27 protein-coding genes are annotated in these 22,089 nt (G+C 34.8%); all 27 read left to right on the top strand.

The annotated features are described in order from the left end of the window. Positions 1–13 precede the first annotated feature (13 nt). The 27 genes from NQ558_RS04655 (at position 14) to NQ558_RS04790 (ending at position 22,078) form a co-directional block, all read left to right on the top strand. Positions 14–466, top strand: a complete 453-nt coding sequence (locus NQ558_RS04655) for a PrgI family protein (protein ID WP_005359275.1) — start codon at positions 14–16, stop codon at positions 464–466. Then, a complete protein-coding gene (locus NQ558_RS04660; RefSeq protein ID WP_005359273.1) occupies positions 463–2,826 on the top strand; it encodes a VirB4-like conjugal transfer ATPase, CD1110 family in 2,364 nt (787 codons plus the stop codon). The genes NQ558_RS04655 and NQ558_RS04660 overlap by 4 nt, the downstream gene beginning before the upstream one ends. A 102-nt stretch (positions 2,827–2,928) precedes the next feature. Beyond that, positions 2,929–3,348 carry a nuclear transport factor 2 family protein gene (locus tag NQ558_RS04665; protein WP_003864537.1) on the top strand — a complete coding sequence of 140 codons (420 nt, stop codon included), beginning with the start codon at positions 2,929–2,931 and terminating at the stop codon, positions 3,346–3,348. 64 nt (positions 3,349–3,412) lie between these two features. Beyond that, a complete protein-coding gene (locus NQ558_RS04670; protein WP_050750933.1) occupies positions 3,413–3,796 on the top strand; it encodes a GNAT family N-acetyltransferase in 384 nt (127 codons plus the stop codon). 76 nt (positions 3,797–3,872) lie between these two features. After that, positions 3,873–4,334 carry an HIT family protein gene (locus NQ558_RS04675; protein WP_005359268.1) on the top strand — a complete coding sequence of 154 codons (462 nt, stop codon included), beginning with the start codon at positions 3,873–3,875 and terminating at the stop codon, positions 4,332–4,334. 99 nt (positions 4,335–4,433) lie between these two features. Next, positions 4,434–5,051 carry a GNAT family N-acetyltransferase gene (locus NQ558_RS04680; RefSeq protein WP_040445913.1) on the top strand — a complete coding sequence of 206 codons (618 nt, stop codon included), beginning with the start codon at positions 4,434–4,436 and terminating at the stop codon, positions 5,049–5,051. 158 nt (positions 5,052–5,209) lie between these two features. Next, positions 5,210–6,937 (top strand): C40 family peptidase, encoded by a 1,728-nt coding sequence (locus NQ558_RS04685; RefSeq protein ID WP_050750932.1) that lies wholly within the window; start codon positions 5,210–5,212, stop codon positions 6,935–6,937. Positions 6,938–7,150: 213 nt separating this feature from the next. After that, positions 7,151–7,513, top strand: coding sequence for a hypothetical protein (locus tag NQ558_RS04690; RefSeq protein WP_040445910.1), 363 nt, complete (start codon positions 7,151–7,153; stop codon positions 7,511–7,513). Between the two features lie 3 nt (positions 7,514–7,516). After that, the gene (locus NQ558_RS04695) at positions 7,517–8,146 is read left to right on the top strand and encodes a SpoVG family protein (protein ID WP_005359259.1); all 630 of its coding nucleotides are present in this window, start codon (positions 7,517–7,519) and stop codon (positions 8,144–8,146) included. 9 nt (positions 8,147–8,155) lie between these two features. After that, positions 8,156–8,653 (top strand): hypothetical protein, encoded by a 498-nt coding sequence (locus tag NQ558_RS04700; protein ID WP_005359257.1) that lies wholly within the window; start codon positions 8,156–8,158, stop codon positions 8,651–8,653. A gap of 141 nt (positions 8,654–8,794) precedes the next feature. Next, positions 8,795–9,022 carry a LexA family protein gene (locus tag NQ558_RS04705; protein WP_005359255.1) on the top strand — a complete coding sequence of 76 codons (228 nt, stop codon included), beginning with the start codon at positions 8,795–8,797 and terminating at the stop codon, positions 9,020–9,022. Between the two features lie 172 nt (positions 9,023–9,194). Further along, a complete protein-coding gene (locus NQ558_RS04710; protein WP_050750931.1) occupies positions 9,195–9,467 on the top strand; it encodes a hypothetical protein in 273 nt (90 codons plus the stop codon). A 13-nt stretch (positions 9,468–9,480) separates the two neighbouring features. Next, entirely contained in the window at positions 9,481–9,816 is a 336-nt protein-coding gene (locus tag NQ558_RS04715; protein ID WP_040445908.1) for a helix-turn-helix domain-containing protein, read from the top strand. A gap of 320 nt (positions 9,817–10,136) precedes the next feature. After that, positions 10,137–11,399 (top strand): hypothetical protein, encoded by a 1,263-nt coding sequence (locus tag NQ558_RS04720; RefSeq protein WP_005359251.1) that lies wholly within the window; start codon positions 10,137–10,139, stop codon positions 11,397–11,399. After that, positions 11,392–11,910: a hypothetical protein gene (locus tag NQ558_RS04725; RefSeq protein ID WP_005359250.1), complete on the top strand. Its 519-nt coding sequence runs from the start codon at positions 11,392–11,394 to the stop codon at positions 11,908–11,910. The genes NQ558_RS04720 and NQ558_RS04725 overlap by 8 nt, the downstream gene beginning before the upstream one ends. Further along, positions 11,898–13,817 carry an AAA family ATPase gene (locus NQ558_RS04730; protein ID WP_005359248.1) on the top strand — a complete coding sequence of 640 codons (1,920 nt, stop codon included), beginning with the start codon at positions 11,898–11,900 and terminating at the stop codon, positions 13,815–13,817. The genes NQ558_RS04725 and NQ558_RS04730 overlap by 13 nt, the downstream gene beginning before the upstream one ends. A gap of 474 nt (positions 13,818–14,291) precedes the next feature. After that, positions 14,292–14,618: a helix-turn-helix domain-containing protein gene (locus NQ558_RS04735; RefSeq protein WP_005359246.1), complete on the top strand. Its 327-nt coding sequence runs from the start codon at positions 14,292–14,294 to the stop codon at positions 14,616–14,618. A gap of 6 nt (positions 14,619–14,624) precedes the next feature. Then, complete coding sequence (locus NQ558_RS04740) at positions 14,625–14,834, top strand: DUF6462 family protein (protein WP_005359244.1); 210 nt, start codon at positions 14,625–14,627, stop codon at positions 14,832–14,834. 77 nt (positions 14,835–14,911) lie between these two features. Next, positions 14,912–15,082: a CopG family transcriptional regulator gene (locus NQ558_RS04745; RefSeq protein WP_198006725.1), complete on the top strand. Its 171-nt coding sequence runs from the start codon at positions 14,912–14,914 to the stop codon at positions 15,080–15,082. Between the two features lie 41 nt (positions 15,083–15,123). Next, a complete protein-coding gene (locus tag NQ558_RS04750) occupies positions 15,124–16,365 on the top strand; it encodes a tyrosine-type recombinase/integrase (RefSeq protein ID WP_040445905.1) in 1,242 nt (413 codons plus the stop codon). A gap of 174 nt (positions 16,366–16,539) precedes the next feature. After that, entirely contained in the window at positions 16,540–17,016 is a 477-nt protein-coding gene (locus NQ558_RS04755) for a methionine--tRNA ligase (RefSeq protein ID WP_005359241.1), read from the top strand. Between the two features lie 462 nt (positions 17,017–17,478). Beyond that, complete coding sequence (locus tag NQ558_RS04760) at positions 17,479–18,822, top strand: MATE family efflux transporter (RefSeq protein ID WP_040445903.1); 1,344 nt, start codon at positions 17,479–17,481, stop codon at positions 18,820–18,822. A 141-nt stretch (positions 18,823–18,963) separates the two neighbouring features. Continuing rightward, positions 18,964–19,422, top strand: coding sequence for a zinc-ribbon domain-containing protein (locus NQ558_RS13155; protein ID WP_005359236.1), 459 nt, complete (start codon positions 18,964–18,966; stop codon positions 19,420–19,422). A 120-nt stretch (positions 19,423–19,542) separates the two neighbouring features. Then, entirely contained in the window at positions 19,543–19,665 is a 123-nt protein-coding gene (locus NQ558_RS04775) for a hypothetical protein (protein ID WP_259907643.1), read from the top strand. Between the two features lie 233 nt (positions 19,666–19,898). Next, positions 19,899–20,612: a lantibiotic protection ABC transporter ATP-binding protein gene (locus tag NQ558_RS04780; protein WP_005359230.1), complete on the top strand. Its 714-nt coding sequence runs from the start codon at positions 19,899–19,901 to the stop codon at positions 20,610–20,612. After that, positions 20,605–21,336, top strand: coding sequence for a lantibiotic immunity ABC transporter MutE/EpiE family permease subunit (locus NQ558_RS04785; RefSeq protein WP_005359229.1), 732 nt, complete (start codon positions 20,605–20,607; stop codon positions 21,334–21,336). The genes NQ558_RS04780 and NQ558_RS04785 overlap by 8 nt, the downstream gene beginning before the upstream one ends. Before the next feature lies 1 nt (position 21,337). Next, positions 21,338–22,078: a lantibiotic immunity ABC transporter MutG family permease subunit gene (locus tag NQ558_RS04790; protein ID WP_005359228.1), complete on the top strand. Its 741-nt coding sequence runs from the start codon at positions 21,338–21,340 to the stop codon at positions 22,076–22,078. The last annotated feature ends 11 nt before the right edge of the window (positions 22,079–22,089 follow it).

Here is a 22,089-nt window from a genome sequence, read left to right on the forward strand (position 1 = left end):
ACAGGAGGAACAGATGAACATATCAATTAACAAGGACATAGAAAAATATCAGGAGTCAGTGGTGATGGGACTTACCGCAAGACAGCTGATATTTTCCATCGCATCAGTTGCATGCGGCGGCGCAATAGTTCTTCTTACATACAAATACGTGGGGCTTACGGGAAGTGCATACATTGCTATTCCCGTGGTGGCACCACTTGCATTAAACGGATTTTATTCATATCAGGGAATGAGTTTTACACAGATGTTTAAAAGAAAACTGTGGTTCGCTTTTAAGAACAGACCACTTACATACATTTCAGAGGAAAGTGAGAAAACCATAAAAAGAATGAGAATGGAAGAGGAACGGCAGAGAAAAAAGGAAGACAAAAGGAAAAAAAGAAAAACAGGAGAAGTAACAAAAGCAGAAAATGAGAAACATAAAGGAAAATTTAACACAGGAAAACAGACGGAGGAACAGGAATGAACATATTTAAGGACAGGTTTTCTGAAATAAAGAAGGCATCAGAGCCACTTTACAAATCACCAAAGTCGGTGCAGGAAACAATTGAAATACTAAAGATATCTGAAAGCGGAATATTTGAGGTGGCAGATGGAAAGTATTCAAAGACATACAGATTCAGTGATGTCAATTATGCCACACGTTCAGAGGACGAACAGGAAAGCTTCTTTCAGAGATACTGCAAATGCCTTAACTCATTTGACTGCACATTCAAGATAACAGTCAACAATAAAAACAAGGACATGGATGTGCTAAGAAATGAGGTAATGCTTAAGTACAGAAATGACGGATTCGATAAGATGAGGGAAAGTTACAACAGAATCATTGAGGAAAAGATACTTGAGGGAAGACAGGGCATTGAGCAGGAAAGATATCTTACCATAACAATTGAGAGAAAGAACTTTGAGGAGGCAAAGGCACAGTTTGCAACAATTGAGGCATCAATGTTTAGAAGTTTTGCCGAACTTGGTTCAAAGCTGACACCACTTACAGGAAATGAACGATTAAAGATTCTTCACGACTATTACAGACTTGGAAGGGAGGATGAATTTAACTTTGACATAAAGAATGGAAGAATTACCGGAACAGACTTTAGAAATGAAATCTGCAACACAAGGATAAAATATCATCCTGACTATTTTGAGAATGAAGGAAAGGTTGGAAGGGTTCTTTTCATAAAGAAATATCCAACATACCTTTCTGACAGATTTTTTACGGAGCTGACATTTCTGCCGGTACATTCGGTTACAAGTGTGGATGTGGTTCCGGTGCCAAAGGACCTTACAATGAAGATGCTGCAGAAAAAGTATCTGGGCATTGAGTCAGACATAATAAAACAGCAGAGAACAAGAAACAGAAACAATGACTTTTCATCAGAAATTTCATATGCAACGAGACAGAAGAAAAAGGACATTGAGGAGATAATGAACAATGTAAGGGAAAATGACGAAAGCCTTTACTATGTTTCAGTGACAATGATTGTCATGGCAGATGACAGGGATGAACTTGAAAGCATCTGTGAGACAGTGGATTCCGTTTCAAAGGGAGCAGGATGTGCTGTTGACACATGCATGTACAAACAGAGGGAAGCAGTTAACACAACACTTCCCATAGGAGTAAGACAGATTGAAACAATGAGAACAATGCTTACACAGAGCCTTGCAGTTTTAATGCCCTTTAATGTGCAGGAACTTTGTGACAGAAACGGCATTTACTATGGCGTAAACCAGATATCCAAAAACATAATTGTGGGCAACAGAAAAAAACTTTTAAACGGCAACGGATTCATATTCGGTGTGTCAGGTGCAGGAAAGTCGTTTCAGGCAAAGATGGAAATGGGGTCGGTTTTACTTTCAACAGATGACAATGTAATTGCAGTGGATCCAATGAATGAATATGAGGATGTCACTGAAAAATACAATGGAACCTACATAAACATTTCAACAAACACAAGAAACTACATTAATCCCATGGACATGGATGTGTGGAATCTGGACGTATTGGACAGTAAGGGATGGGTAAGGGACAAGTGCCAGTTCATGCTAAGTATCTGCGAGCAGATAATGAAGGAAATAACACCACAGCAGCGTTCAATCATTTCAAGATGCGTAAAGGACTTGTACATGGACATTGCAAGAAGCAGGGAAAAATACGTTCCCACAATGGAGGATTTGTACAACAGGCTTCTTAAACAGGAAGACAAGGAAGCAAGAGACGTGGCACTTGGACTTGAAATATTTGTTACCGGAGCATTGAATATCTTTAATCATCAGACAAATATAAATGTAAATAACAGATTTATTGTGTATGGAATAAGAGACCTTGGGGAATCTCTTGCCCCACTTGCAATGCTTGTAATGATGGAAACAATACAGCAGAAGATAATCGACAACGGTGAAAGGGGAATAGCAACATGGTTTTACATTGATGAGGTGCATGTTCTTTTAAACTCACCGTTTAGTGCGGAATATCTTCGTCAGATGTGGAAAAAGGTAAGAAAGCAGGGAGGACTTTGTACAGGAATAACACAGAACATAGTGGACCTTCTTATGAGTGAAACGAGCACAACAATGCTTTCAAACTCAGCATTCATACTACTTTTAAATCAGTCAAGCAAGGACATAGAAAAGATAGTGGAGTCACTGGAAATATCAGAAGAGCAGCTTAACTATGTTATAGATTCACCGTCAGGATGCGGGCTTATAAAATGCGGAAGCAGAATAGTACCGTTTGACAATGTGATAACAAAAGACAGTGAACTTTACAGACTTTATAATACAAATATGTATGAGAAGATGGAAAGGCTGGAGAAAGAAAAGCAGTAATTGAATAAGGGGAGGTGGGTGTGGTAGAATCTAAGGAAGATAAAAGGTTTGAAAAGTGTAGTTCTTTAGAACTGAACAAATCGGAATTTGTGGAGGTACTTTATGAACGAGAGAGAAAAAATTATCCGATTATGGTTTGATATGTGGATTAAGAAAGCAGATTTAGGAATTGACAATATTTTTACAGATGATGTTGTATATACTGAGAGTTGGAGTCCTAAATATGAAAACCGCAAAACGGTAAAGCACTGGTTTGACGAATGGAATACACGCGGAAGTGTTCTTGTCTGGGAGATTAAGCAATTTTTTCATCAAGGCAATCAAACAATCGTGGAGTGGTATTTTAAAAGCAAAATGAATAATGGAAATGTTGAAGAATTTGACGGAATATCTTTAATTGTATGGACACAGGATAACAAAATAAAATCATTAAAAGAGTTTGGTTGCAATCTTCATAATTACAATCCATATCGAGATAGTGATATTCCCGTATTTCGAGAAGAAAAAGCAAATTGGTTTTGAGAGGACTATAAACTTGAATTTAACGATATAAATATTCCACAACAAGGAGATGAGGAAAAACATAATGATGTACAAGTTTAATGAAAAAGTGTCTGTAAAAGCATTGGCAGATTTGCGTGAATCTGTGGGTTGGAACAGGATGGAAAAAGAGTATAAAAACCCTTTGATGACATCGTATTACCATATTGCAGTTTATGAAAATGATAAACTGATTGGGTATATTGATAGTGTATCAAATGGGGTAGCAGATGCTTATATTCAAGATTTAATGGTTTGTCCGGATTACCAAGGTAAAGGGATTGGCACAGACCTGATGGATAAAATGATTGAATATTTGAAGAAAAAGCGTATCTACATGATTTCAGTGGTTTATGAAGAATGCTTAAAGCCGTTTTATGAGCGATTTGGGTTTTATAATATGCTGTGTGGGCAAATGGAAACATATTAAAAATCGTACATAATACAGTTTCTCGCACAAATTCCAATTTTTGAGATTGAGAAATCGGTATTTGGAGGTGAATAAAATGGATAATTGTGATTGGTGTAACTTGTCTGAAGAAGATAAACAGTTTCAGGTGTACGAAAGTAAATCATGGTCTGTTTTCCTTTCAGATGAACAGGATTATATTGGACGCTGTATATTGGTTTTGAATCGTCATTGCAATTCATTGTCAGAGCTAACAGATGATGAATGGGACGAGCTTCGCAATTTGATTTGTAAAATGGAGGCATGCTTAAAAACTGTTTTAGGAGCAACTCTATGTAATTGGAGTTGTTTGATGAACAATTTCTATAAAGAGTCAGCGCCTAATCCTCATCTTCATATTCACGTAAGGCCAAGATATGATAAGCCCATTGTGCTCAACGGGAGCACCCATACTGATAGCGAGTTTGGTCATCATTATGCGTTGAATAAGGGTGCGGTAATACCTTTTAAAGATAAGGAAGAAGTGTTTAGCCGACTAAAAGGATGGCTTAATCGTTAACTTCAAGTTTGTTGAACAATTATATTTCAGTTAAACGTAGCAATGTGGTTTGATTTTCTTGGCATAGAAAATCTACAGTTTATAGTGATAGGAAAACAAATGATAACTATAGATGAATCATATATTAAAGTGTGTAAGCTCACTAAGAATATGGCAGCCGGTTATATCGATTATTTTGAGAACAGAGCATTTTCTGATGGTAATATTCAAAAAGGTTGTTATTGTGTTTGGCATCATTGGACGGAAAAACATGAACACGAGCGTAGTTTGATGCCGGAAAATGAGCGGCCATATCGAAAAAGAGATTATGCAAAAGAATTGATAGAAAAAGGTGTTTTGAACGGCTTTGTGGCTGTCTGTGAAGATAGAATAGTTGGATTCTGTAACGCAGATAATAAAAATACCTATTTCAGGTTAAGCAGGGAGAATGCGCCGAATAGTTGGACTGGTTCCCGTGAAGGGGATAAAATACTATCTATAGTATGTTTTACCGTTGAGCCTGATATGCGTAGGAAAGGAATAGCAAAAGCTATGCTTGAATATGCTTGTCAGTATGCTAAAGAAAATGGATATGATGGTATTGAAGGGTATCCTTCAAAGGGAAGGTTTTCTGCAAGTGACTGTGGTGGTTCTGTAGAGATGTATACAGATCAGGGATTCGATATCATTGAGATTCCTAATGGTGTGGTTGCAAGAAAAAACTTTAAAAAGCAATGATCAATTTAATCGGAAGATAATCATACAACTTCCAGTTTGTAAGGAAAACTATCAAAACATAAATTACATAGACAATAAATAGAATTGTAGACAAACGCCGAGTTAGTGTAAAAGCTAACTTTGGCGTATTTTTTTACGCAAAAATAAAGGAGGACAATATGAAAATAGGTAAAGAAAAAGAAGTTGAAACAAAAATACACAAGAAGAAAAATGGCAAGATTCATAAGAAGCGAGATTTAAAAATAGATAACAAAGTAATGTCTACAAGGACGAAGAATAATGTAAGAACAATGAGAAAAGTAGCCGAGTCAAAGATTGTAGACAACATTGAAGGTGGTGAAAACATTGAGGAAACTTTTGAAGCTACAGGAATGGCAATAAAGCCTATAAAGAGCATTGTAAATGAAGGTAATCGTATTAGAAAAAAGGCAAAAGTTTCAAAACTTCAAAAAGAAGTCGTAGGAAGCAGGTTAAGAAAGAGAGCGGTTAATAAAGGTAAACAATTAGCAAAAAAGTCAGGCAGAAAGGCGGTAAAGAAAATATCAAAAAAGATGGCTAAAGATAACGGCAGGAAAGTGGCAAAGGAAAGTGCAAAGATTGCAACCAAGGCTGGAACGGCAGTGGCAGGTTCAGTGGCAGGTTCAGTGGCAGGACCGGAAGGTACTTTGATAGGAATGGCTGCAGGCGAAGCAGCAGGAATGAAGATTGACAATACATTTTACAAGGCAGAGCAAAGAAGTAGAATGATGAAATTTTTTATGGATAAGCTGAAACCAAACGAAGAGCAGAATGACAGTCTTTTTAAACTTGTAGGGAGAATGGTAAGAAACAAAATGACTTTTTTGATAAAAAGAATGGTATCCTTATTGGCACCATTGATTACACCAATTTTAATAATTGTAATAGCAGCAACTGGGATTGTATTTGCCGTCATTGCAGTTCTGTACAATTCACCATTTGCATTGTTTCTTCCACCATTGGAAAGTGGAGACACAATACAGTCAGTGACAACACAGTATGTTTCAGAATTTAATCAGGAAGTGCAGACTTTGATTGATGAACACAAGGACGCTGACAAGGGAAGAAAGGTGTATGTGGATTATGAAGGAATGAATAGTGAGCCGTCCAATTATTACGACATTATGAGCGTGTACATGGTTAATTACGGATATGAAAATACCGCAACAAAAATGAATGAAACGAACAAGCAAAATTTGAAGGCAGTGTTTGATGACATGTGTAAGTACACCACGGAGAATGTGACAGAGAAAAAAGGCAAAAAGAAGATAAAGTATTTAGAGGTGAGAATTACACTAAAAAAATATACAGAAATGGCAATAGAGTATCAGTTTGATGATAACAGAACAGCAACACTTAATCAGTTGATGAGTGCTTACATAACAAACAATCCTTCCGGTGGAAGTCAGATAAGTGGATTACAGGGAAGTCTTACTCCTCAGGAAATAAGCAACATAACAGACAAGATTTCTAATCCAACACAAAAGGCTGTTGCTTCATTTGTTTTGTCAAAAGTAGGATATCCTTACAGTCAACCATTAAGAAACAGTGGAAAAGCATTTGACTGTAGTTCATTGGCATACTATGCGTGGAAGTCAGCAGGTGTTGACATATCGTTTGGCGGTGGAACAACTGCGGCTGCAGAAGCAGAAGGGCTGAAAGATAAGACAGTAAAAGAAGAAAATCTACAGCCGGGAGATTTGATTTTCTACAGTTATACAACAAACGGAAGATATAGGAACATCAGTCATGTTGGAATTTATGTGGGCAATGGAAAGATGGTGGAAGCCGTGGATGAAGCTCATGGAGTGTGCCTGGGAGACTATCATAATGGTGGATTGGTTATGATATGTAGACCGGGGAAATAAAATATGTTAAATGTGGTTCCAATCTTAATAATTCAACCACATTAGAATTCGACAACCTATCTTATCTTTGATAAAATTATTGTGTCAAAGGAAATTGATCAATAACTAAGACAACAAAATAAATGCCTTATTAAAATTCTTGGTTTAATACCGGGAGTTTTAATAGGGCATTTTTTATTTACAAAATTTTGATGGGAAGAGAGGAGTGAACCAGTGAAACAGACAGGAGAAAAATACAAAATTAGAGAAATCAGTTATCTTTTTCAGACACTTGAAAAGGAATGGGAACGTTCCGGAAGAACAGTGACTAAGCGAAAACTAGATCAGGATGCATTGGACATGTTTTCTGAATATTACGTGCGAAAGGTGAAGGAATATGAAACAGAGCAGGACAATATCAAAACCAAAACAATTCAAAAGATGGTGAAGGAAATAAAGGAAATGAGCATTCTTTTAAGAATAACAAAAAAGATTTGTACCAAATCAAAAGCTCAGACTACAAAGGATTACATCATTATTGAATTGGACAAGGAAGAAAGGAATTGTTTGGAAAATATTATAGGAAGTGAGGAGTAGCGGATGAATTATAAGATAAAAGTGTACAAGACAAAAAATAATGAATGGAGCACTAAGGCATATGCTTCAGTTACATTTAATAACAGTTTTGTTGTAACAGGAATAACGGTTAGGGAAGGAAAGAACAATAACTTATTTGTAGCCATGCCAAGTTATAAAAGCAGCAAGACAGATGAAAATGGCAGACCCATATACAAAGATTATTGTAATCCAACCACAAAGGAATTCAGGGATGAACTTTATGGAAACATCATTGATGCTTATATGAATGACAAGAAGGAACTTGAAGTAAAAGGTGCAAGCAACAAGTTTGAATTTGGAATAGCCCTAAGAAGTTTTAGTGGTGAGAACATAGAAGCCTTGGGACGCATTTATTTTGACAAATGCTTTGTCATTAATAATGTGAAAGTAATTCCAAGCGAAAAAGGTTCATTTGTGGCAATGCCATCACAACTTGTAAGCAAGGAAAATGGTGAAAAAGAATATGAAGATATTTGTTTTCCAATAACCAAGGAATTTAGGAAAGAATTATATGATGCAATTTTAAAGGAAAAGGACGTAATGAAACAGAAACAGCAGGAAGAATTTCAAAAGATTGACGAAATGGACAAAGAAAATTTGCCATTTAGATAGGAGGAGCTTATGGACAAAAATATATGTGTAATTTTTAGAAAAGATGGATTGTCAGACGATGACGTAAGAATGGAAATAATGAAGAGTATTGCGTGTATTCCAAAGCAGGAACTAAGCAATATACATATTTGCATTGACAGCTTGAAAGAAGATAATGACGGTATTAGACGTGAATGGTTAAAACAATTCATAAAGGAAAACTTATTTACAACGAGTACAATATATACTAATTCATTAGTAAGTATTGCATATGACATAACAGAAATAAACATTTTCATAGCATTGATGCATTTGTTTGGAATAAATATTTATCTGGAAAATGAAGAGGCAAGCATATTACCTGATCCATTGTATGTAGGTGAAATTCAAAAAATAATAAAGACTAAACTTAAGGAGCATCCAATGTGTATAGCAAAGGCTAATGCAGAGGAAAGAGTGTTTGTAGCAAATGTTGTGTTAGACATTATAGATAATCTTTGGTTAAGTTACAGAAAGACAGCACAGTAAAATGAAAATGTTTTTATACTTTACAAATGAAAGAGGAAGTTATATAATGACACTACAGCAGAAATCGAACATACATTCGAACGAAAGCTGAGCTTCTATCCGGAATGAAGTAAGAGAAATGAAAACTTAAACAGAAGGGAGATGAACCAGGTGTCTACAGAAGATTTGAGCAAAAGGCAGATACAGATATATGACAGCATTGTAGCTCATGTCCAGGAATACGGTTTTGCACCCACCGTCAGAGAGTCGTGCAAATTAACAGGTTTAGCTTCCACATCAACTATAATTGGGCATTTAAAGACTTTAGAGAAAAAGGGATACATAAAAAGATATCCTGCACACCCTAGAGCAATTACAATATTACAGTAGATGTGTGAGATGGAAATTACCGAAGTATAAGATCAGCTGAATAACAGGTCATGTGCGTAAGGCTAAACAGGCGCAGATGATGGTTACATAAGGCTTACAAGGAATAGTTTCCCATCCTTTGTGAGTACAAAAATTTAATGATTAAATATTTGTATAACAAGGAGAAACACAATTGAACAGAATAGATACTAATGGAAAGAATACATTTAATGTAGGAGATGAAGCCTACATTATTGAGAGTAATCGCAACGTAAGAAAAGTTACAATCATAAAGATAAGCAGAGATTTCTGTACAGTAAGATTTGCTGATACAGATGGAGCAATAGCAGTAAGAGTAAGCAGACTGTATGGTACCCGCAAGATGGCAGAGGAATCACTGCCAAAGAAACTAACAGTTGCAGTCAGACAGGAAGGACCTCGTCCTCCACATAACGTATGGATGTAGTGGAGGTGATTTGGTGATAGAGTTTGAATATGACAAAACGGGGGTCGGCATACGACTAGAGATGCTTAGGAAAAAGGCTAACAGTTCCAGAGAAAAGGCAGCGGAAGACTTAGACATATCAAAGGATTCCTTATATGCCTATGAAAAGGGAAAAAGCATCATGAGTGCAGAAGTATTGGCAAAGGTTTGTATCTTATACAATACTTCAATGGAATACTTACTTAATGGTTGTGAGTCAGAAAACAATGTTATAATTCCGGAAATAATGATTTCTTTAGGAAAATATAATGTTGAACAACAGAAACACATGTATGCAGCATTGAGTCATATGATGAAAGTGTTTGCGTAAGAAGAATAAAAAAATCACACTTATGGTGTGAAAACCATAAGTGTGATAAATGGAGAAAAAAATTATAGAAAGAGTAAAACAAAAGGATTTAACATAAAATCATACAAGGTTTAATGGTGCGTTGAATTGATTAGAATTAATGTTTTTAAGAATATTATGCTATATAAAAAGTAGTTGATATTACAGTAATATTTTTTTAGAAAATATAGTGCAAAAAATAGATAAAAGAAAATATGTAAATTATAAAGCGAAATTGTCTTTTTTTAAAATTCAGGATATGTTATTATTTTAGTATTAAATGATAAATATATAGGTGTAAGATGATTAAAGAAAAGTTACAATTGGAACAAATTAATACAGACGCAGATGCAAGCATAAAAGGAATAGGATTACAAAAGTTACGAGTGGCGGAAAGATTGTTAAGGGCTATTATTGATGGCAAAAAAGCAATATTTTGCACTATCGAACATATTGATGATGTATTAGAGATAGATGTATCTAAAAGTAAAGATGTAACAGATTATGTAACAGAACAGGACAAATCATATTCTACAAATTTTTCAATAAACGACGAGGAAATAAAAAAATCTTTAAGAATTTTCTTTGATAATTGGTATGGTACAGTAGAGGGGTCAGAAAATATTAAATTTCTTTTTTATACGAATGCTAGTATCAAAAAAGAGAAAAAAGTTGGAATATTAAAAGAAATCGATATGGATCTTCCGAAAAAACCGTTATTACAGTTGATAGTAGAAAAAAAGTATTCGGAAGCGTTTCCGTTTGTTTTACCAGTTTTTAAAAAATATTATATAGAACAACATAAGAAACATACTGATAAAATAGAAACATATGAAAAAATATTAGATTCTATGGATGAAAAAGAGTGGAGAAAGTTTTTCGATTTGATTGAATGGAACTTTGAAAGACCTAATGAACAAGAAATTAGAAATAATATTAACGAAATGGTAAAAGAATTATGTATAAAATACAATGTATCTAATAAGTATACAAATGCGATTATTGCAAGTATTTTAGACATGGTTGAGTCGAGAAGATTTGCAGACGATTTTTTAGAGAAAATTGTCCATGTGAGTGAGATTAAAACACTTTTTCTTGAATTTGCGCAAGAAGCAAAAATAGAAGAAAAATTAGATCCAATGCATACAAAATGGGATGGCATATTGTGTGATGATGTGAGATGCCTTAGCGAAAAATTTAAAAATGTGTGTGTAGAGTATGATAAAGAAGATTTGGAAGATTTAGAGGAAGAATATGTGGATGGAATATATGAACAACGCCAACATCCAAATGTACAACAGGTAAAAGCATATAATTATAGGGTTTATAAAGTCTGTAATAAAGCAATAAAAAAATTTTTGAAAAAGAATCAAAATAATTTAAAACAGGATGAAATAGAAAAATTTCTCGATGATCTAACAGATGAGGCATATGATTTTATAAAGGATAAATCTAAGACTTACAATGTTGCATATGAGGATAGAGATATGATTAGAAAGACAATCATTATTTTATTTCAAGAGTGTTATTTAGCATTAGATGAAAGGAAATCAATAAATGGATAGCAAAAAAAGAATGATGTTTATTTTAGAGGAAGATTATTATTTTATTACAATCAAGATTCTTTCAATTTTAAAAGCATTAGACTGTGAAAAAAATCCATTTCAGGATTATAGAAAATTGGGAATAATATTTGAGTTTATAAAAAACGATGAAAATATTTGTTTCCTAAAAAAATTAATTAAACATAATTCAGAAGAAATTTTGGATAGTGAAAAAACTTTAAAGATTTTTTGTGAATCAAGGTTGTGTGTTGCTGTAATAAAAAGAGTGATTTTCTTTCTTGAAAAAAAAGATATAATTGAATTGATTAGGAATAAAAAAAATTGTAACATAGATATTAGATTAAAAGAATCAATTGTAATGGAAGAATTAATGAATTTGGATATCTTGCACTGTGATATAGAGAAGTGTAAAGAAATAAAGGATTTAGTTCCTAGAATTAGAAGTTTGAAATTAGAAACACTTCAAACAAAAGTATTTGGATATAATGAGGTATCAAAATGGGAAGATTAGCCATTCGAAGAGTAATTTATAAAGGTGAAAAATATAGTTATGAGTCTCCTTATTTAAATGATGGATTGGTCATAATGGAAGGAGTTAATGGTCATGGAAAAAGTACATTTATGAGTTTAATCTATTATTGCTTAGGCGGAAGTGTACAATCATTCAATAAGAATGATAATTCAGGGAAAAAACATAAAGAAATATGTGAAGACAAGAATAATTATGTTGAAATGTTAATAGAAATTAATGGTGAGGAATATGAACTAACGAGGTACATTGGTAGTTCGTCTATTTTTATTGTAGATGAAAAGGAAAATGTAATTGAAACGTGTGTATTTAGACAACAAAATGATAAAACAATAACGGTTTTTTCTGACTGGATACTAGACAAGTTGAAAATCGAAGTATTTGATCTTGTTCAAGGAACAAAGAGTTTTAAATTAAATTTTACTGATTTAATGAGACTTATTTATCATGATCAAACGACAGAAGTAGATCGAATTTATAAAGATGCAGATAATTCTAATTTTATGTCAGACTCATTAGAAATTAGGAAGGCAATTTTTGAGATTTTATTGGGAAAGATATATAATGACTATTATTATACATTGGGACAATACAAAATAAAGTTAAAAGAATATGAAAAAGCACAGGCGATTATGGATAGTTACGATGAGTTTTTGAGAGAAATATTAGATGAGGATTTATTAAATGAAATTCATATTAAATCTATGGTTTTGGAAAACGAAGAAATGGTCGAAAAAGTGAAACTAGAGCGTGATATTATTATTAATCAACAAAGCGATGTAAATGATGTGTGGGATATTATCAAGGAGCAAAAAAGTGTATTAGCAGAAGAACAAAGTAAGGAAGAGGAATTATTATATTCAAAATATATCACAAATCAATCAATAGATAAAATTATATATTTAATAGATGAGGCTGAGAAAGAGTTAGAGGAAATTAAAAAAATTCGTTTAGTAAATAAAAAGTTAAAATTATTTAATCCAGATACATGCCCATATTGTTTAAGAAAGGTAGAAAGGAAAGAAGGAAAATGTATTTGTGGAAAAGATATTACAGAGGAACAATATGAAAAATTTTTTTATACAGATGAAGAGTATTTGGATATATTAAAAGTAAAGAAAAAATCTATTTCATCACTCAATTCATTGCTAGAAAGAAAAAAAGACAGTTTACAAACTATAGCTAAAAAGATAGAAATAGTTCGAGATGAAAGTGAAAAAACTAAAGATTATATTGCAGAATTAATGAAAGAAATCAATTTGAATTATAATTCAGCATACATAAGGAAACTAGATGAACGAGAAAGGCAACTTAATGAAAAAATTGCTGAACTGCAACGAGCTGAGCAATTAGCTGAAAAAAGAGAAAAAATCGATAAAAAAGTTATGAAATTACGAAATAGCGTAGAAGGATTAAAAATCAAGGTGGATTCTTGTTTAAATGATGCAAGGGATGATATGTTAAATAAAAAGAATGATTTTGATGAAATATATTTGGAATTAATGAAGAAGGCAGATAAACATTGTTATTCAGCATATTTAGGAAATGATTATATGCCTCATATAAACAGTGGAACATATAGAGAAAGAAGTGCAGAAGTCCCTAAACGCTTGATGTATTTTTTAACATTAATGATTGAAAGCTTGAAGGATAAAGATAATTTCCCGAGATTTTTAATGATTGATACACCTAATAAAGAAGGAATTGATAGAGATAATTTAATAGATAATATTGCATTACTAAAAGAAGCAGATAAATATACTGATAATGGCAATATTTCGTATCAAATTTTGCTAACAACAGGGAAGGATGTTTATCCAAATGAATTTAAAAAATTTGTTTGTTGTTCTCTTGATGCAGATACATATTTACTGAAAGAAAATGAGTGAGTTAGTATTGTTGATGAAAACCGATTGATTTGTAAAATAATCAATCGGTTTTTTTACTATGGTGAGAGGACTGGATTAGATACACTTTCCTACTCAATTTATAATCTCGTACTATTTTCATACCCCTTTTCGTATTATCCTCGATTTTAAGTTACCCCGGAAAATTTTACAATAAGTGCATAGTCATTGAGGTACCAACCCAAGGCTTAACTTACAAATACATAGAACAGGTTTCTACTATATTAATAGTGAATCTGCACTACGCCGTGATTAGTGTGGCTTTGTGGTAAGAGTAGCATTATAGCGAGACAGATTTATACTGGCGACGGTCAGAGGAAAAGAAACAACTATCGTGTAGGAGATTTAATAAGGCGTTTCTCTGTTGTGAAAACAGTCGATATACATTCAGACGTGATGACTATGTAGATGTAAGTTACCATTTATAACAAATATCAATTTAAAGAAGGTAGCAGAATGAAATATGACAAAATAGAAACAGGAGTAAATTTAAGACAGTTAAGAATAGAAAATAAATTGTCACCGGGAGAAGTAAGCGACATCGTTGATAAAAGCGAATCACATATAATGCAGCTTGAAAGAGGAAGCAGAAACCTTACAGTAGAAATGCTTTGTAAGTTTGCAGATGTATATAATGCAGATCCCAATACTATTCTTGGAATACATACATCAATGTCAGAAGAATTGTATGCAGAATTGAGTATGTTGTCTATGGATATAAGAAATAAGTTATGTTCTAGTTTCTTGGAAATTGTAAAAAGTGTAAAAAACGGACAGAGGTGATTATAAATGACAAAAGGTGCACAAGTAATGATAAGAAATCAGAAAATAGCAAAAAAATTTGTAAGATATGGTGAAGGGGCACAATTATATTCAATGTCCCAAAGTACCTTTGAAAAACTTGCAAAGGAAGCAAAAGCTATATATAAGTACAACAAGTTAGTATTAGTAAATACTGAAAAAATAGATGAATATTTAGAATTGTTTCATGAATTTTAGAAAAAGACCTTTCATTGACACTTGACTTTTTGGAGTACAAAAAGTAAAATATTGGTAAGTGCAGGGAGGTGTAGATAATGTCAAAAATGGGAAGACCAAAATCTGATAATCCAAAGAATAAGAAAGTATCTACAAGATTATCAGAAGCAGAGTACGATCGTTTGAAATTATATGCATCTAAGCATTCTCTTACAATATCAGAAGTGATTAACTTGAGTTTAGAATATTTGTATTCTAGCAGAGAGTGAAAATGAAGGGTCTTTTTTGTTTATTTGAAAGGAGACCAATCATGGAAAAGAAACGTAAAGATAGTAGAGGAAGAGTTCTTCGTAAAGGTGAAGCATTTCGTGAAAAGGAAGGTAGATATTCGTATGAATATAAAGATACCTTTGGAAATAGGAAGACAATTTACTCTGTAGATTTATTGAAATTACGTGAAAGAGAAAAACAAATAGAAAGAGACATAAGTGATGGACTCAACATGTATGTAGCTGGGAAGGCAACATTAAACTATTTGTTTGAAAGGTATATGGATACAAAATATAATTTACGAGAAAATACAAAAGTAAATTATAAATATATGTACGACAATTATGTTAGAAATACTATAGGAAAAAGACTGATAGCTGACATAAAATATTCAGACATCGTTTATTTTTACAAAAGTTTAATTACTGAAAAAGGTTTAGAACTTAATACAGTGGATACAATTCATACGGTAATACATCCGGTGTTTTCAATGGCGGTTAGGGATGATGTTATTAGAAAAAATCCAGCTAGTGGAGTATTGGCTGATATTAAGAAAGAGAGTGGTAAAAATAAAGGAATAAGACACGCTTTGACAATAGAACAACAGAGAGTTTTTATGAAATATATGATTGAAGAGGAACAATTTAATCATTGGATTCCAATTTTTACTATTTTATTAGGAACGGGATGTAGGGTAGGTGAATTTATAGGACTTAGATGGGAGGATGTTGATTTTAAACAAAAAGTAATTAGTATAAATCATAGTATAGCGTACGTGTGTTATGGTAAAGAAGATGGTAGGAAGAGCCATTATGCAATATCTTTGCCTAAAACAGAAGCGGGTATAAGATACATTCCAATGACAGACGAAGTATATGATGTATTCAAAGCAGAGTATTACAGACAACAGGAAAATGGCTTTAGTCAGTTTTCAATAGAAGGAATGTCGGGATTTATATTTACAAATCGTTGTGGAAGAATTTATAATCAACAAACTTTAAATAAAGGACTAAAAAGAATATCCGAGAATTATAACCAGAAGGAATTAATAGATGCAAAGAAACAAAAACGTGAACCTATTATTCTACCACATTTTACATGTCATCAATTAAGGCATACTTTTGCAACAAGATTATGTGAAAGTACAAGTAATTTAAAAGCAATTCAAGATATTATGGGACATGCAAATATTGAAACAACAATGGACATATATGCAGAAGCCACAGTAGGAACAAAACAAAAAGCAATTGAAAATTTATCAAACAATTTAAAACTTTTTTAGAAAGAGAACCTTATTGTTAGGGACGTAAAAAGTGACAAAAGACGTGAAAAGGACGTAATAATAATATTCCTTTATACATTATAATACACTATGATAAGTTTGACTGAATTAGGGAAATAACGATAATACCTTGTAGTATGGGATAATAAGTATAGCATATGATTATTCCCAACAATGAAGAGCTTAGATAGCCCTGTTAAGGAAAATAAGGAAGCTAAGAGTGATGAAGCAGAAAATTGCAACCAGAATGCGACTGTTGAAGAAAAGATTGATTTTTCAAATGTAAAGATTGAACCTTTATTTGAAGAAGAAGTTGATTTTGAAACATTTAGCAAGTCAGACTTTAGAGCAGTTAAGGTTAAAGAGTGTGTTGCAGTACCAAAGAGTAAAAAACTTTTACAGTTTACACTTGATGATGGCACAGGCGTAGATAGAACAATCCTTTCTGGTATTCATGCATATTATGAACCGGAAGAATTAGTTGGAAAGACATTGATTGCAATCACAAATCTTCCACCAAGAAAAATGATGGGAATAGAATCATGTGGTATGTTACTTTCAGCAGTAAATAACCTTAAGGATTCAGAAGATGAGGAACTTCATCTTGTTATGGTTGATAACCATATTCCAGCAGGAGCAAAGCTCTACTAAGATGAGAAAACTGAGCCTTGCGGCGGTGTGCGCTTGCAAACACCGACATAAGGCGAAAAACACACGGAGACGTCAGTCGACGTGATGTAAAGATGGACCGTTTCACCGAATAGACGGGACGTACTTCATTTGATAAAAAACTAAAAAAACAGCGATTTACATCAAACTTACATCAATTGATGCAGAAATCGGTGCAAGCAAGAAAAAATCGCATAATTTGGAACATCAGCAGGAAAACAAGCACGAGCAAAGCGAGTATTTGTTTTCACCTGATGTGACAACGACAAAATCAAGGAGTGCGAAGCACGGCAACGGCAAAGCCGTTGGATTTTGGAGTGATAAATGAGTGGGCAATTCTAATCGGAGTTGCCCATTTTTAAAACAAACAGAAATACAAATCGGGATTTGAGAAGGTAAGTGAAAGGGATACCACAATACAAGATACAATGGAGGAATATGATAATGTCGAAAGATGAGTATTTGATAACCGATACGCCCCTCAAAGCGTTGACGGTTTTTGCAATGCCAATGATTCTTGGAAGTTTTTTTCAGCAAATATACAATATGGCCGACTCTATTATTGTCGGCCAGTTTGTTGGTTCTTCCGCACTTGCAGCTGTGGGTGCATGTGCAGCATTGACCAATGTGTTCATTTGTGTGGCACTGGGAGCCGGTGTCGGAGCCGGTGTGCTTGTGAGCCGTTATTTCGGAGCCAGGGAGTATGGCAAAATGAAAACAATAGTATCAACCTCCTTGATTAGCTTTTTGCTTCTAAGTATAGTCCTTGGTGTTTTTGGCTTTTTCTTCGCCAGCTCGATGATGAGTGGACTGCAAACCCCTGCCGACATACTGGATGATGCAGTACTGTATCTGCGGGTCTATTTTGTGGGCTTTCCGTTTCTGTTTATGTATAACATTCTTTCTACCATGTTTACCTCAATCGGCGAATCCAAAATTCCGTTAGGACTGCTGATTTTTTCGTCTATCCTGAATATTTTAATGGATTTTTGGATGGTAGCCGGGCTAGGCCTCGGTGTGTTCGGTGCGGCTATTGCAACTCTGATTGCACAGGGAATTTCCGCAGTGTTTTCGTTTTTGATTTTCTTTGCACGGATGCAGCAATATAAAAGCCCCTTTAACAGGTTTGAACGGCAGGAGCTGCATTCCATGCTTCGCATTGCGGTGCCGTCGGTTTTACAGCAGTCCACAGTGTCCATCGGTATGATGATTGTGCAGGCAGTGGTAAATCCTTTCGGTACACAGGCACTGGCTGGGTATACAGCAACGATGAGGGTGGAAAATATTTTTTCATTGATCTTTGTATCCATCGGCAATGCGGTTTCGCCGTATGTTTCCCAGAATCTTGGCGCAAAGAAAATTGATCGTATCAAAAAAGGCTACCATGCTGCGCTGGTGCTAGATCTGTGCTTTGCGGCCATTGCGTTTGTGACCATTGAAGCGCTGCATACGCAGATCTCCTCACTGTTCTTAGGAAAAGACGGAACGGCGTTTGCTTATCAGGTGTCTGGTGATTATATGAGATGGATTGGTTACTTTTTCATCTTCATGGGTATCAAGATGGCAACCGATGGAGTTCTTCGCGGTCTCGGAATTATGCGTCCGTTCCTCGTTGCAAACATAGTGAATCTTGCGATTCGTCTGTCCGTTGCCCTAATCTGTGCACCACGTTTCGGCATTGTCTTTGTCTGGCTTGCGGTACCAGTTGGCTGGCTTGCAAACTTTTTAATCTCCTACATGGCTCTTAGGAGATTATGGTCGACTGATAAAATGGCATCCATTAGTTAGCTTCCTGTTTGCCAACTTGCCCTTTGAGAGAGGAGAAATCCCTTTCTCAAAGGGCTTTTTCTATTTATACGGATACTCGCAAACTACAAGATAAAGCCAAAACTTCATATAATCTAAGCACAAGGAGGTTGAGGTTTGGCTATGAATAACAGTTTAGCAGAAGTACACCCGGAGCTTGCTTCGGAGTGGTCGGAAAAGAACTTGCCTTTGAAACCTGATGAAGTAAATGCAAAGTCGAGGAAAAACGTCTGGTGGAAGTGCAGGCACGGTCATTCGTGGAGTATGAAGATAAATGAAAGAACGATATTGAAGAAAGGCTGTCGAATTTGTGAGCAGGAGTATTTGTCATTGTTTCCTGCTTTGGCTGTCAGCTATTATTCTAATAAGAAAGGCTTGAAAGCAGAACTTGGACGAATGGCCACAGAAAGTGGTTTTGTGAGGTATACTTTTGAAAAGGTGATTCGATTGAAGGAAATATTTGCAGCTAAAGGCAATGCTCTTATTACAAGAGCTGTAGCCAGGGATTTGTATGATTGGTGCAATATGGTGTCTGAGGGTCTCTTTGAAGAACAGCGTGATTTGTTTAGAAAATGCCGGTAGATGCTTATTTATAGCAAGAAGATTAAATAAAATAAAAAAGTCGCAAAATTCCAAATAATTGGAAGTTGAGAGGAGGGTGCGGACATTCGCACGATCACATTTGATAAGGAATTTGATGTTGTGCTGAATATGGCGGATGGAGCAATAGGATATCTTGAAGACGATGGGGAAAATCATAAGATTTTTTCTGTCATTGCGAAAGCATTAAAAAATGGTGGAAAGCACTTTATAAGCCTGAAATGAAAGAAGGAAATCCTATAAGGTTATATAGTTTGGATGAAATCACGGAGATATTCTGTAAATTAGGACTTCATATTTGTAACAGCTTTGCTGATTTCAGTGGAAAGCCGAGTTCTGATAATGATATTCAATTGATGGTTTATTCCATACGGGAATAAATCTTCATCAAATCTTTATTTTTTTCTGTTAGGTTATATTTCAGTAAGAAATGAAATATAGAAGGAAGGATAGTAAAGATGGAAATGATGTTACAGACACAAAATCTATGTAAATATTTTAGAAAACAGAAAGCGGTAAATAATGTTTCACTTAATATCGAAAAGGGACAGATTTATGGACTGCTTGGACCGAATGGCGCTGGTAAATCTACCACATTGAAAATGCTGACCGGTATGATGAAACCAACTGCAGGAAAGATTTACTTTGATGGAAAACTTTTGGATAGGAAAGATTTATCAAAAATAGGAGCGTTAATTGAAAATCCGCCTATTTATGAAAATCTTTCCGCCAGAGAGAATTTGAAGGTAAGACAATTATTGCTTGGTACAGATGAAAACAGAATTGATGAGGTCTTGCAGATTGTATCACTTACAAACACCGGAAAGAAGAAAGCAGGACAGTTTTCTTTGGGGATGAAGCAAAGACTAGGTATTGCAATGGCATTGCTTGGAGAACCGGAACTTTTGATATTGGATGAACCTACGAATGGATTAGATCCAATAGGCATCGAGGAATTACGAGAGCTGATCCTGTCTTTTCCGGAACAGGGAATCACTGTAATTCTCTCCAGTCATATTCTCTCAGAGGTACAGTTACTTGCAGATAAAGTCGGGATTATTTCAGGTGGAATCTTAGGATACGAAGGAGCATTAAAGCAGGGAGATAATCTTGAAGATTTGTTTATGAATGTGGTAAGAAAAAACCAGAAAGCAGGTGAAATCCATGGTTAATATTATAAAAGCAGAACATCAAAAAGCCAAAAGAACCATGCGAAAAAAGTTTATCTGGGGATTTCCTCTTCTTACATTTGTCATGGCATTTATATTTACTCTTGGGATGACAAATGCTTATGCAGAAAGTGTTTGGAACTGGTGGTATACACTTTTGTTGCCGGGGATGATTGCTCTATTTTGTTATCTTTCTGTGGCGCAGGAGAAAAAGATAAAATACTATCATTTAATGACTATTCCCACAGACAGAAGAAAATTGTTGCTGGGGAAAATTATTTATATTGGGTACATGATTTTGTTTTCTAATGTGATTGTGTTTGCAGGAGCAACGCTTGGAGGCTTTCTTCTAACGACACATGTTCCAGTTGGAGGAGCGTTGATTGCAGTATTGTTTCTGACGGTTTCTGAGTTATGGGAGATTCCGGTAGCTTTATTTTTAAGTGAACGATTTGGAATGATTGTAAACCTGTTCGTCTGCCTATTTATTACCGTCAGCGGTGTGGTAATATCACAAACCAGAATCTGGTATGTACTTGTTTCTGCAATCCCTATGCGAATGATGTGCCCGTTGCTTCATGTTTTACCAAATGGACTTGCCACAGAAGCAGGGAATCCTCTTTTGGATACGGGAGTCATTGTTCCGGGAATGTGTCTCTCAATCATCTGGTTTGTTTTTGTGACGGTTCTGTTTTTGAAATGGTTTGAGAGAAGAGAGGTGAAATAAGATGATTGGAAGATCTCTCAATGCAGACTTGCGAAAGATGAAAGGAACATCTGTGATTCTGGCACACTTACTGATTCCGATTATAACCAGCGTTATTTTTTTAATATATTACTTTTTTTCACCATGGAATGAAAATATGAAAGTGATTGCATTTTATCAGGCAATAGGAGCAGGACTTCCGGTACTTATTGGAATTTTTACAGCAAGTGTGATGGAACAGGAACAAAATGCAGGTGATTTTCAAAATCTGTTGTCTTTACCGGATAAACCTGCAGCATTTTTATCGAAACTGTTGCTGCTACTGGTTTTGTGTCTGTGCTCTATCCTATTGACAGCAATCATATTCGGAATTGGATTTGGAAGAATCGCATCAAGCGATATCGAAATCATGAAAGGATGTATATTTGCAGCATTGCTGCTGTGGGGAAGCAGTGTTCCACTTTATCTGTGGCAGCTGATTCTGGCTTTTCAGTTTGGAAAAGGGGTATCCATTGGAGCAGGGATTATATCAGGACTAATTAGTGCATTGATGCTTACCGGACTTGGAGATTATGTGTGGAAATATGTATTTGTCTGCTGGACGGGTAGAGTACCATATACTTATCTGCAATCTGTATTGGGAGAAACTAGTGTAGGTGAATGGTTGTCATTCATACCAGGTTGCTTAACATTTACAGGGATTAGTATGGTATACTATTTTTGGTGGGTAAACCACTGGGAAGGAAACAGAATATCGGAATAGAATCGAGGGAA

The sequence above is a fragment of the Eubacterium ventriosum genome (genome assembly GCF_025150745.1).
GTDB lineage: Bacteria > Bacillota > Clostridia > Lachnospirales > Lachnospiraceae > Eubacterium_G > Eubacterium_G ventriosum.

Excerpts from the sequence above, each read along its gene's own strand:
- NQ558_RS04720 (WP_005359251.1), top strand. The coding sequence starts at position 10,137 with ATGATTAAAGAAAAGTTACAATTGGAACAAATTAATACAGACGCAGAT.
- NQ558_RS04785 (WP_005359229.1), top strand. The coding sequence starts at position 20,605 with ATGGTTAATATTATAAAAGCAGAACATCAAAAAGCCAAAAGAACCATG.
- NQ558_RS04670 (WP_050750933.1), top strand. The coding sequence starts at position 3,413 with ATGATGTACAAGTTTAATGAAAAAGTGTCTGTAAAAGCATTGGCAGAT.
- NQ558_RS04760 (WP_040445903.1), top strand. The coding sequence starts at position 17,479 with ATGTCGAAAGATGAGTATTTGATAACCGATACGCCCCTCAAAGCGTTG.
- NQ558_RS04695 (WP_005359259.1), top strand. The coding sequence starts at position 7,517 with ATGAATTATAAGATAAAAGTGTACAAGACAAAAAATAATGAATGGAGC.
- NQ558_RS04700 (WP_005359257.1), top strand. The coding sequence starts at position 8,156 with ATGGACAAAAATATATGTGTAATTTTTAGAAAAGATGGATTGTCAGAC.
- NQ558_RS04660 (WP_005359273.1), top strand. The coding sequence starts at position 463 with ATGAACATATTTAAGGACAGGTTTTCTGAAATAAAGAAGGCATCAGAG.
- NQ558_RS04755 (WP_005359241.1), top strand. The coding sequence starts at position 16,540 with ATGAAGAGCTTAGATAGCCCTGTTAAGGAAAATAAGGAAGCTAAGAGT.
- NQ558_RS04655 (WP_005359275.1), top strand. The coding sequence starts at position 14 with ATGAACATATCAATTAACAAGGACATAGAAAAATATCAGGAGTCAGTG.
- NQ558_RS04730 (WP_005359248.1), top strand. The coding sequence starts at position 11,898 with ATGGGAAGATTAGCCATTCGAAGAGTAATTTATAAAGGTGAAAAATAT.
- NQ558_RS13155 (WP_005359236.1), top strand. The coding sequence starts at position 18,964 with ATGAATAACAGTTTAGCAGAAGTACACCCGGAGCTTGCTTCGGAGTGG.
- NQ558_RS04675 (WP_005359268.1), top strand. The coding sequence starts at position 3,873 with ATGGATAATTGTGATTGGTGTAACTTGTCTGAAGAAGATAAACAGTTT.
- NQ558_RS04790 (WP_005359228.1), top strand. The coding sequence starts at position 21,338 with ATGATTGGAAGATCTCTCAATGCAGACTTGCGAAAGATGAAAGGAACA.
- NQ558_RS04780 (WP_005359230.1), top strand. The coding sequence starts at position 19,899 with ATGGAAATGATGTTACAGACACAAAATCTATGTAAATATTTTAGAAAA.
- NQ558_RS04750 (WP_040445905.1), top strand. The coding sequence starts at position 15,124 with ATGGAAAAGAAACGTAAAGATAGTAGAGGAAGAGTTCTTCGTAAAGGT.
- NQ558_RS04725 (WP_005359250.1), top strand. The coding sequence starts at position 11,392 with ATGGATAGCAAAAAAAGAATGATGTTTATTTTAGAGGAAGATTATTAT.
- NQ558_RS04685 (WP_050750932.1), top strand. The coding sequence starts at position 5,210 with ATGAAAATAGGTAAAGAAAAAGAAGTTGAAACAAAAATACACAAGAAG.
- NQ558_RS04740 (WP_005359244.1), top strand. The coding sequence starts at position 14,625 with ATGACAAAAGGTGCACAAGTAATGATAAGAAATCAGAAAATAGCAAAA.
- NQ558_RS04680 (WP_040445913.1), top strand. The coding sequence starts at position 4,434 with ATGATAACTATAGATGAATCATATATTAAAGTGTGTAAGCTCACTAAG.
- NQ558_RS04745 (WP_198006725.1), top strand. The coding sequence starts at position 14,912 with ATGTCAAAAATGGGAAGACCAAAATCTGATAATCCAAAGAATAAGAAA.
- NQ558_RS04705 (WP_005359255.1), top strand. The coding sequence starts at position 8,795 with ATGAACCAGGTGTCTACAGAAGATTTGAGCAAAAGGCAGATACAGATA.
- NQ558_RS04735 (WP_005359246.1), top strand. The coding sequence starts at position 14,292 with ATGAAATATGACAAAATAGAAACAGGAGTAAATTTAAGACAGTTAAGA.
- NQ558_RS04665 (WP_003864537.1), top strand. The coding sequence starts at position 2,929 with ATGAACGAGAGAGAAAAAATTATCCGATTATGGTTTGATATGTGGATT.